This window comes from Nocardia sp. NPDC057353 (assembly GCF_042667085.1).
Classification (GTDB): Bacteria; Actinomycetota; Actinomycetes; order Mycobacteriales; family Mycobacteriaceae; genus Nocardia.
This window is the reverse complement of sequence record NZ_JBHVAK010000004.1, coordinates 180,142-189,220: the sequence shown is the minus strand read 5'-3', so window position 1 is coordinate 189,220 and position 9,079 is coordinate 180,142. Positions and strand designations below refer to the sequence as shown.

Sequence of the window (9,079 nt, the reverse complement as noted above, 5' to 3'; positions counted from 1 at the left end):
AGTGCCCGACGCGGCCCCGCTGTCCGCGGCGCCCGATGCGGCCCCGCTGTCCGCAGTGCCCGACGCGGCCCCGCTGTCCGCGGCGCCCGATGCGGCCCCGCTGTCCGCAGTGCCCGACGCGGCCCCGCTGTCCGCGGCGCCCGATGCGGCTGCGCTGTTCGCTGCGCCCTGCTTCGCGGAAGGCCCGTCCGTGGCGCTATCCGTCGCGTCGGCCCCCTCGGCGGCGGGACTGCTCGCGGCCCCTCCGGAGGCGGCCACCGGATCACTTCCGGACGCGTCGGAGCCGGTGGAGTCGCCTGCCTCGGAGGCCGCTGCGGCACCCCCCGCTCCGGCGAGCGCACCCGCCGCGGCGGAGCCGCCCCGCTTCTCGGTCAGCTCGACCCGCTCCTCGGAGCCCGCGGCCGCCGTCCCCCCGGTGCTCGCTGCGGAGTTCCCCGCGCCCGGCACCGAGCCCACGGCACTGCCCGGCCCGCTCGGCGGGCCCTGCGGCACCGGAGCGGGCCCGGAGCCCGGAGTTCCCGGGCCGTAACCCGGCGTCGCAGGCCCGTGTCCGGGGCTCGCAGGCCCGTATCCCGGGCTCCCGGGCCCGTGTCCGGGGCTCACGGGCCCGTACCCCGGAGTCGCGGGCCCGTTGGCCCCCTGCGCCCCCGACCCCGGCCCGTACGCGGGCCGGAAGGCATTCACCCGCGGCCCCGGCGGCACGCTGCGCGGATCACTCGGCGGCGGCCCGCTGAACCGATTCGGGTCGGGCAGGACCGTGGTCCCGCCCGGACCGGCGAGCACGGCGGTGCGCGGGTACCCGCCGGGCGGCAGCACCGGGGCGGGCCCGGCGGGCCGCCCGACGGCGACCCCTTCGAGCACCTCGGCGGCCTGCCGCATGGTCGGCCGCGCCTCGGGGGTGGGCGCGAGCAGCTGCATGAGCACCGGCCCGAGCGCCCCGGCGTGCTGCGGCGGCTGCACGTGCCCGCGCGCGACGGCGTGCAGCACCGCCAGCGGGTTGTCCCCCTCGCCGAAGGGCGGGCTGCCGGTCACGGCGGCGTACAGCGTCGAACCGAGCGCGAAGACGTCGGAGGCGGTCTCCCCGTTCTCCCCGCGCGCCACCTCCGGCGCCAGGTAGGCGGGCGTCCCGGCGAGGAACCCGGTGGCGGTGACGGTGACGTCGCCGACCGCCCGCGAGATCCCGAAGTCCGTGATCTTGACCGTGCCGTCGTCGGCGACCAGCAGGTTCCCCGGCTTCACGTCCCGGTGCAGGATCCCGGCCTTGTGCGCGGCGGCCAGCGCGGCGGCCGCCTGCGCCCCGATCCGCGCCACCTCCATCGGCGGCAGCGTGCGCCCGCCGGAGATCCGCGCGGCCAGGCTCGGCGCGTCCATGAACTCCATGACGAGCCAGGGCCGCCCGTCCTCCTCGGCCACGTCGAAGACGGTGATGGCGTTCGGGTGGTGCAGCCGGGCCGCGATCCGCCCCTCGCGCATGGCGCGGGCCCGCGCCTCGACGGTCTGCGCCGGCGTCAACCCCGGGTCCAGCCGCAGCTGCTTGACCGCGACGGTCCGCTGCAACCGGACGTCGGTCGCCTTCCACACGACGCCCATGGCGCCGGTGCCGATCGGGTCGGAGAGCCGATACCGTCCCGCGATCAACCGGTCCGACGTCATCTGATCGTGCTCCTTCCCGCCGAGCAGTACCGCAACTCGGCGCACGAGCCCCGGAGCCCGGCGAAAATCCTACGCCCCGAGCCGCTTCGACTCCGGGCGGGCCGCACGCCGCCGGGTGCGGCATACGACGGGCGCACCGGTGCGCGATGTCCGAGGAGTGGCATACCCGAATCGGGCCGTTCCATCGGCGGACCTCAGCACGGTACGCCACCGCGGCGCGCGCTCCCCGTCGAGCACGCCCCGCGCTGCTTCCGGCGCCGCGGCGAATCCGTTCCCCGGCACCCGGTTTCGGACGCGGCACGCCCGCGCCATGATCCGGTACGGACCGCCCTGGCGGGCGCGATTCCGGCGTGAAACCGCTCACACCCGGGTTTCAGGCGTTGAAGTACTTCGCCTCCGGGTGCAGCAGCACGAACGCGTCGGTGGACTGCTCCGGGTGCAGCTGCAGCTCCTCGGAGAGCCGGACCCCGAGCCGCTCGGCCGCCAGCAGGTCGACCAGCTTGGCCCGGTCCTCCAGCTCCGGGCAGGCACCGTAGCCGAAGGAGAAGCGCGCGCCCCGATACCCGAGCTTGAAGTACTCCTGCACGTCGTCCGGGTCGGACTCGGCGACCGCGTGCCCCTCCAGTACCAGCTCCTCGCGGACCCGGCGGTGCCAGTACTCGGCCAGCGCCTCGGTGAGCTGCACGCCGATGCCGTGCACCTCGAGGTAGTCGCGGTAGTTGTCGGCCGCGAAGAGCTGGTTGGCGAAGTCGGCGATCGGCTGCCCCATGGTGACCAGCTGGAAGGGCAGCACGTCGACCTGCCCGGTGCGCTCGGCGTACTCCCGCGACCGGATGAAGTCGGCGATGCAGAGGAAGCGGTCGCGCTGCTGGCGCGGGAAGGTGAAGCGGTAGCGCTCGGGGGCGTCCGGGCGCGGCTCGGTCAGCACGATCACGTCGTCGCCCTCGGAGACCGCGGGGAAGTAGCCGTAGACGACCGCCGCGTGCTGCAGCACGCCCTCGGTGCTGAGCCGCTCCAGCCAGGCGCGCAGCCGCGGCCTGCCCTCCGACTCCACCAGCTCCTCGTAGCCCGGCCCGTCGCCGCCGCGCTGCCCGCGCAGCCCCCACTGCCCGAGGAAGAGCGCGCGCTCGTCCAGCAGCCCGGAGTACTCGTGCAGCGCCAGCCCCTTGACAACCCTGGTCCCCCAGAACGGCGGCACCGGCACCGGCAGCTCGGCGGCCACGTCGGAGCGCGCGGGCACCTCGATCGGCGCCTCCTTGGCCTTGCGCTCCTCGGCGATCCGCTTGGAGCGCTCGTGCCTGGCCTTGCGCTCGGCCGCCTTCTCCCGCTCGGCGATGGCCTCCGGGCTGTCCGGGTCGGGGCCGCCGCCGCGCTTGCGGGTCATGATGGTGTCCATCAGCCGCAGCCCCTCGAAGGCGTCCCTGGCGTAGTGCACGTCGCCCTGGTAGACGGCGGTGAGGTCGTTCTCCACGTAGGAGCGGGTGAGCGCGGCGCCGCCGAGCAGGACCGGGAACTGGTCGGCCACGCCCCTGGTGTTCAGCTCCTCCAGGTTCTCCTTCATGATCACGGTCGACTTGACCAGCAGCCCGGACATCCCGATGACGTCGGCCTTCTTGTCGACGGCGGCGTCCAGGATGGTGGCGATCGGCTGCTTGATGCCGAGGTTGACCACCTCGTAGCCGTTGTTGGAGAGGATGATGTCGACCAGGTTCTTGCCGATGTCGTGCACGTCGCCCTTGACGGTGGCGAGCACGATCCGGCCCTTGCCGCTGTCGTCGGTGGCCTCCATGTGCGGCTCCAGGTAGGCGACCGCGGTCTTCATCACCTCGGCCGACTGCAGCACGAACGGCAGCTGCATCTGCCCGGAGCCGAACAGCTCGCCGACGGTCTTCATGCCCGCCAGCAGCGTCTCGTTCACGATCTGCAGCGGCGGCACCTCGCGCATGGCCTCGTCCAGGTCCGGCTCCAGGCCGTTCCGGTCGCCGTCCACGATGCGCCGCTCCAGCCGCTCGAAGAGCGGCAGCGCCGCCATCTCCTCGGCCCGGGACGCCTTGGACGACGCGGTGGAGACGCCCTCGAACAGCTCCATCAGCCGCTGCAGCGGGTCGTACCCCTCGCGTCGCCGGTCGTAGACCAGGTCCAGCGCGGCCTCCCGCTGGTCCTCCTGGATCCGCGCGATGGGCAGGATCTTGGAGGCGTGCACGATCGCCGAGTCCAGCCCGGCCTGCACGCACTCGTGCATGAAGACCGAGTTCAGCACCTGCCTGGCGGCCGGGTTCAGGCCGAAGGAGATGTTCGACAGCCCCAGCGTGGTCTGGACATCGGGGTGGCGGCGCTTGAGCTCGCGGATGGCCTCGATGGTCTCCAGGCCGTCGCGGCGCGACTCCTCCTGGCCGGTGCCGAGGGTGAAGGTCAGGGTGTCGACGATGATGTCGGACTCGTGCAGCCCCCAGTTGGTGGTGATGTCGGCGATCAGCCGCTCGGCGATCTCCACCTTCTTGGCGGCGGTGCGCGCCTGCCCCTCCTCGTCGATGGTGAGCGCGACCACGGCGGCGCCGTGCTCGGCGACCAGCGCCATGGTCTGCTGGAACCGCGATTCCGGCCCGGCGCCGTCCTCGTAGTTCACCGAGTTCACCGCGCAGCGCCCGCCGAGGTGCTCCAGCCCGGCGCGCAGCACCGGGGTCTCGGTGGAGTCGAGCATGATCGGCAGCGTGGAGGCGGTGGCGAGCCTGCTCGCCAGCTCGCTCATGTCGGCGGTGCCGTCCCGGCCGACGTAGTCGACGCAGAGGTCGAGCATGTGCGCGCCGTCGCGGGTCTGGTCCTTGGCGATCTCCAGGCACCGCTGCCAGTCGCCCGCCAGCATGGCCTCGCGGAAGGCCTTCGAGCCGTTGGCATTGGTGCGCTCGCCGATCATCAGGACGCTGGCGTCCTGCTCGAACGGGACCGCGGTGTACATGCTGGAGACGCTCGGCTCCGGCTCCGGGTGCCTGCGCTCCGGAATCGGCGGCAGCGCGCGCTCCACCTCGTGCACCGCGGCGCTGACCTGCCGGATGTGCTCCGGCGTCGTGCCGCAGCAGCCGCCGACCAGCGCCAGCCCGAACTCGCTGACGAAGTCGCGCAGCGCGATCGCCAGCTCCTCCGGGGAGAGCGGGTACTCGGCGCCGTTCGCGCCGAGTACCGGGAGCCCGGCGTTCGGCATGACCGAGACCGGCAGCCGCGCGTGCCGGGAGAGGTGGCGCAGGTGCTCGCTCATCTCGGCCGGGCCGGTGGCGCAGTTCAGGCCGATCATGTCCACCCCGAGCGGCTCGATCGCCGTCAGCGCGGCGCCGATCTCGCTGCCGACCAGCATGGTGCCGGTGGTCTCGACGGTGACGTGGGTGATGATCGGGATCCGCCTGCCCGCGGTGGCCATGGCGTGCCTGCTGCCCACCACCGCCGCCTTGACCTGCAGCAGGTCCTGGCAGGTTTCGATGAGGATGGCGTCGGCGCCGCCGTCGAGCATGCCGAGCGCCGCCTCGCTGTAGGCGTCGCGCAGCGCGGCGTAGGGGGCGTGGCCGAGAGTGGGCAGCTTGGTGCCCGGCCCCATCGAGCCGAGCACGTAGCGGGGGGTGCCGTCGGCGCCCGGCCCCATCTCGTCGGCGACCTCGCGGGCCAGCCTGGTGCCGCGCTCGGAGAGGTCGCGGATGCGGTCGGCGATGTCGTAGTCGGCCAGGTTGGGCAGGTTGCAGCCGAAGGTGTTGGTCTCGACGGCGTCGGCGCCCGCCTCGAAGTACGCGCGATGGATGTGCCGCAGCACGTCCGGCCTGGTCTCGTTGAGGATCTCGTTACAGCCCTCGAGGCCGCGGAAGTCGTCGAGCGTGAGATCCGCGGCCTGCAGCATGGTGCCCATCGCGCCGTCGCCGATCACGACGCGGCGCGCGAGGGTATCCAGCAGGGTGGTGTCGAACCGGGGCGCAGCCATGGGACCAGGGTAGTAGGCGGCTCCGACGCCATCGGCCGGACGCCGGGACGCGCCGTCACCGGGCGCCGCGCCCCGGCGTGGCACGCCGTAGGCTGACCGGGTGAACCGCAGTGAAACTCCCGATTCGGAACTGCCGACGTTGCGGGATCCGGTGCTCGTCGCGGCCTTCGAGGGCTGGAACGACGCGGGTGATGCCGCCAGCGGCGCGGTCGAGCACCTGGAACTGATCTGGGACGCCGAGCCGCTCGCCGAGCTGGACTCCGAGGACTACTACGACTACCAGGTCAACCGCCCGACGGTGCGCCAGGTGGACGGGGTGACCAGGGAGATCCAGTGGCCGTCGACCTCGCTGTCGGTGTGCTCGCCGCCCGGCAGCGACAAGGACATCGTGCTGCTGCGCGGCATCGAGCCGAACATGCGCTGGCGCAGCTTCTGCGCCGACCTGCTGGAGTTCATCGAGCAGCTGGGCGTGCAGACCGTGGTGATCCTCGGCGCGCTGCTCGCCGACACCCCGCACACCAGGCCGGTGCCGGTCACCGGCTCCGCCTACAGCCCCGAGGCCGCGGAGCGCTTCGCGCTCGAGCAGACCCGCTACGAGGGTCCGACCGGCATCACCGGCGTGCTGCAGGACCAGTGCGTCCGGGCGGGCGTGCCCGCCATCTCCTTCTGGGCCGCGGTGCCGCACTACATCTCGCAGCCGCCCAACCCCAAGGCCACCATCGCGCTGCTGCACCGGGTCGAGGAGGTGCTCGACATCGAGGTGCCGCTGGGCGAGCTGCCCAAGCAGGCCGAGGAGTGGGAGGAGACGGTCAACGAGATGACCGAGGGGGACGAGGAGATCAGCGAGTACGTGCGCTCGCTGGAGGAGCGCGGCGACGCCGCGGTCGACCTCAACGAGGCCATTTCGAAGATCGACGGCGACGCCATCGCGGCCGAGTTCGAGAAGTACCTGCGGCGGCGGGGTCCGGGGAACTTCGGGCTGTGAGGCGCGCCGGCCCCGCCGGGGATGGGGCGGGGCCGGGCGCCGGGCCGCTCACCCGTCCAGGGTGAGCACGTGTGCGGCGGCGTCCCGCGCCAGCCGGGCGATCAGGATCTCGCGCGGGATGGTCTGGCCGCCCAGGTGGTCCAGCGACGGCGTCAGCACGTGGTGTGCGTCGGCGCGCTGGAGTTCGTGGGTCAGCTCCGCCAGCGCCGTGCCGTCGCCGTCGCAGGACTCGTGGAAGGTCGCGGCGAAACAGAGGCCGCGGGAGCGGGCCAGATCGCGCAGCGCGCGCTCCAGCTCCTCCCCCCGCCCGTCGGCCAGATCGTCCCGCACGTACCCGTAGGTCAACGCTTGCACCGAAACCTCCGTTGGATCGGTATGTCTTCGCGTCCTGCGGTCCCCGGGAGCGCCTCCAGGGACCACCCGCCGGCTCCTACCCCTGCGCGTGCGCCCGCATTAGCGGATGCACAACCATCTGCACTTACAGGAACCTTCGGGCAAACTTCTCGCTCCCCTACAGGATGCCGAACGACATAGTGCGAATGCAGATGTCAACCCGGTGACATCGGGTTGCCCTATCGAGGACGCCGAAGGTTAACTGGTGCGATACTGGCGGCGTGGCCATAGCCGACGATCGACCCGTCTGGGCAGTCCGCATGCGCTCCGAACGCGACGCGAGGGGGTGGTCCCAAGCCGACGCGATCCGGGTGATGCGCGCCAAGTCCGCGCACAATCTGCCGACCGACAGCACGCTGCTGCGCAATTGGCGCAGGTGGGAGGCGGGCGAGTCGAAACCGGACGACTTCTACGCCCCCATCATCGCGGCGGCCTTCGACTCCGCCGCCGCCTCGTTCTTCCCCAAGGCCAGGCCGAACCGCGACGACGAGCTGCTCTCCGCGACCGGCATGGACACCCTGGAATTCGTCGGCAGGCTGCGGATGTCGGATGTCTCCGGCTCCACGCTGGACGCGGTGCGGATCACCGCGGAGCGGCTTTGCTGCGAGTACGCCTACGCCGACCCGATCGAGCTGCACAGCGAGGGCACGGCCTGGCTGCGGCGGATAGCCGCCTTGCTCGACGGCAGGCTCACGCTCGCCCAGCACCGGGAGATCCTCTCGCTGGCGGGCTGGGTGGCGCTGCTGGTCGGCTGCGTGGAGTACGACCTCGGCAAGCGCGCGTCGGCGGAGTCGACCCGGCAGGCGGCGCTGTCGCTCGGCACCGAGTCGGAGAACCCGGAGATCGTGGGCTGGGCCGCCGAGATGGCGTCCTGGTTCGCGCTCACCCAGGGCAACTACCGCGGCGCGATCGAGGCCGCCGAGCCGGTGCTGGAGTCCTGCCGCGGCTACGGGGTCGGGGTGCAGCTGGCCGCGCAGCAGGCCAAGGGCTGGGCCCGGCTCGGCGACCGGGCCAGGGTGGAGACGGCGCTGGAGCGCGGCCGCGCCATCCTCGACCAGCTCGAGCACCCCGCCGACCTGGACAACCACTTCGTGGTGGACCCGCAGAAGTTCGACTTCTACGCCATGGACTGCAGCCGCGTCGTCGGCGACGACCGGGCGGCGCGGGCCTACGCCAGGGAGGTCATCCGGGATTCGTTCCGGGTGGACGGCACCGTGCGCAACCCCATGCGCGCCGCCGAAGCGCACCTGACGCTGGCCGTGCTCGCCGCCCGCGAGCGCGACCTGGAGTGCGCGCTGGCCGAGGCGGAGGCGGCGTTCGGGCACGATCGGCGCTCGCTGCCCTCGCTCGGCTGGATCGCGGGCGAGCTGGCGCGGGAGATCAACGACCGGTTCCCCGGCGACCCGCGCGGCCAGGACTACCTGGACCAGCTCCGGGCGCTGGCCCGGGTGTGAGCGCGGTCAGTACCTGACGCTCGCGTCCGGGAAACGCGCCGGGCACGCCGTGCCCGGCGCGGTGGCGAGTTCGAAGTGCCACCACTCGTTGTCGAAGGTGCGGCAGAGCCCCCAGCGGAACCCGTTCGCCTCCAGCCACTGCGCGCCCGCGAGCGGCCCTACGTCGACCGCGTCCCCGCTGACGTGCGTCGACTCGTCCGGCGGCAGCACCCAGCGGCGCGCCTCCTCCGGGCTGCCGTAGGTGGCGAGCCCCTCGTCCCACAGCGCCTGCTGCTCGGCCGGGCTGCGGTACCCGGAGGTGATCGAGAGCGGCACCCCCTGCGCGTGCGCCTCCCCCTCGGCGAGGGTGTAGGCCAGCGCGAGCGCCGGGTTCAGCCCCTCGGTGCCGGTGGCCGACCCGATCCCCTCGCGCTGGTCGATCGCGCCCGCCCTGAGTTCGGGCGCGGCGCCCACGGGCGGTTCGGGCGCGGCGGTGGCGACCGGTGCGGTCAGCGCCAGCCCCGCGGCGAGCAGCAGCGCCGCCGATCCCCGGCGCGCACCGACCGGGAGGCCGCGCCCGCCGCGGTCACGGCCGGGTCGCGCGCATACCGCGGGCGGTGCGGCGGAGGCTCGCCGATCGTCCTGGACATCGGC

The 9,079-nt window shown here is 73.1% G+C and carries 6 protein-coding genes; 2 read left to right on the top strand and 4 right to left on the bottom strand.

Annotation, left to right across the window (positions count from 1 at the left end; translation table 11 throughout):
* Both ACFUUZ_RS03825 and metH read right to left on the bottom strand, forming a co-directional pair.
* A partial coding sequence (locus tag ACFUUZ_RS03825; RefSeq protein WP_378692233.1) for a protein kinase occupies positions 1-1,653 on the bottom strand: 1,653 nt, incomplete at its 3' end.
* A 373-nt stretch (positions 1,654-2,026) separates the two neighbouring features.
* On the bottom strand, positions 2,027-5,614 hold the full coding sequence (gene metH / locus ACFUUZ_RS03820) for a methionine synthase (RefSeq protein ID WP_378692231.1): 3,588 nt from the start codon (positions 5,612-5,614) through the stop codon (positions 2,027-2,029).
* Between the two features lie 100 nt (positions 5,615-5,714).
* Between metH and ACFUUZ_RS03815 the strand changes: the two genes are divergently transcribed.
* Positions 5,715-6,599, top strand: coding sequence for a PAC2 family protein (locus ACFUUZ_RS03815; RefSeq protein ID WP_378692229.1), 885 nt, complete (start codon positions 5,715-5,717; stop codon positions 6,597-6,599).
* Positions 6,600-6,647: 48 nt separating this feature from the next.
* Here ACFUUZ_RS03815 and ACFUUZ_RS03810 read toward each other — a convergent pair whose 3' ends face one another.
* Entirely contained in the window at positions 6,648-6,953 is a 306-nt protein-coding gene (locus tag ACFUUZ_RS03810) for a hypothetical protein (RefSeq protein ID WP_378692227.1), read from the bottom strand.
* A gap of 299 nt (positions 6,954-7,252) precedes the next feature.
* Here ACFUUZ_RS03810 and ACFUUZ_RS03805 point away from each other — a divergent pair, with 299 nt between their 5' ends.
* A complete protein-coding gene (locus ACFUUZ_RS03805) occupies positions 7,253-8,446 on the top strand; it encodes an XRE family transcriptional regulator (protein WP_378692226.1) in 1,194 nt (397 codons plus the stop codon).
* A 6-nt stretch (positions 8,447-8,452) separates the two neighbouring features.
* On the opposite strand, the gene ACFUUZ_RS03800 is transcribed toward ACFUUZ_RS03805, so the two are convergent.
* Entirely contained in the window at positions 8,453-8,959 is a 507-nt protein-coding gene (locus tag ACFUUZ_RS03800; protein ID WP_378692269.1) for a M15 family metallopeptidase, read from the bottom strand.
* Between the last annotated feature and the right edge of the window lie 120 nt (positions 8,960-9,079).